The following is a 1,083-nucleotide window of genomic DNA, read 5'->3' as shown; positions in this document are numbered from 1 at the left end:
ATAGTCTTGCCAGTTCTCAGGTTCTTCATCATGGCTGACCGGTGCTTGCTGGTGTACTGCCCGAGCTTTATTCAGTGCCATTCGTTTGCCACTGGTATAAAGACCGTAAAAACGCAGTGTTCTTTTGCCCCTGTCCGGTACATGAATCAGCAATTGTCGGATAAAGCCGGCTTTTGAATAACGATGGACTTCTCGCTGACCTGTCTGATGGCTCTGATACCTCAGTAGTATTCTGTCATCCGCTTCATCCAGCTGTTGATTCGTGATGGGTCCGCCTTTTACGTAGCGTGCCAGATAATTAATGACACCTTCGCCATGCTCATAGGGCTCCATGATCTCAACGTGCCAGTCTTTCCGGCCCAGCTGGTTGACCAGATTGTTGAAACGAACAGGGGGCAAATTGTCCGGCTTTCTTATCAAGTCCGCGTGTCTCTTCAAGGCCGCACAGAATTTCCCTCTGAAGAGGCGCATGATGACACGATAAGGCAGGAAACATTTTTTGACCGGTTGAACCCAGTCTCCCTGAGCACTCAGCCCACCATTACTGATCAGACAGTGCAGATGTGGATGAAGGCTAAGGTTACGTCCCCAGGTATGCAGGTTCAGCAGAAAACCGGTATCAGCCCCCAGGTATTTTTTGTCGTTTAATAGTTGTTTAAGTGTTTCACTGGCGGTCTGGAACAGGATATCCGTCATCAGGCTACTGTTCATTAGCCAGAGCTCAAATGAACTACCCCGCAGCAAGCTGCGGGGTATCCTCAGTGCAACTTGAGTGGTCAGTCCATAAACAGACTGATTTGGTTCGGACTTATTTCCTTCCGGTGTAGCTGCTTGTACTCCGCATTGCCTTGGTTTTTGACATAATTTGCAATTACATCTTCATTACCATGCTGGCCGACAGTATTCATAAAATATCCTGAACTCCAGAATGCTCCACCCCATAACTTTTGCTTAACTTCAGGGTTTTTCTTGAAAACTTCACGTGCCGTGATGCTCTTTACTTTCTGAGCGATCGACTTCGGACTCATGGTCGGTACCGACTGTATAAGAAAATGGACATGATCCTTATCAGCACCAATTTCT

At 47.4% G+C, this 1,083-nt stretch carries 1 protein-coding gene and 1 pseudogene; both read right to left on the bottom strand.

Annotated features, from left to right (window positions below; translation table 11 throughout):
• Window positions 1-723 (bottom strand): annotated as a pseudogene (locus WG89_RS02920) (IS91 family transposase); the annotation flags it as partial.
• Window positions 724-776: 53 nt separating this feature from the next.
• Window positions 777-1,083, bottom strand: a 307-nt coding sequence (gene tnpA / locus WG89_RS02915; RefSeq protein WP_153301394.1) for an IS200/IS605 family transposase, incomplete at its 5' end; no start/stop codon positions are given.

Origin of the sequence: Endozoicomonas arenosclerae, assembly GCF_001562015.1 — a bacterium.
In the GTDB taxonomy this organism is placed as follows: Bacteria; Pseudomonadota; Gammaproteobacteria; order Pseudomonadales; family Endozoicomonadaceae; genus Endozoicomonas_A; species Endozoicomonas_A arenosclerae.
This window is presented reverse-complemented; position numbering and strand designations above follow the sequence as displayed.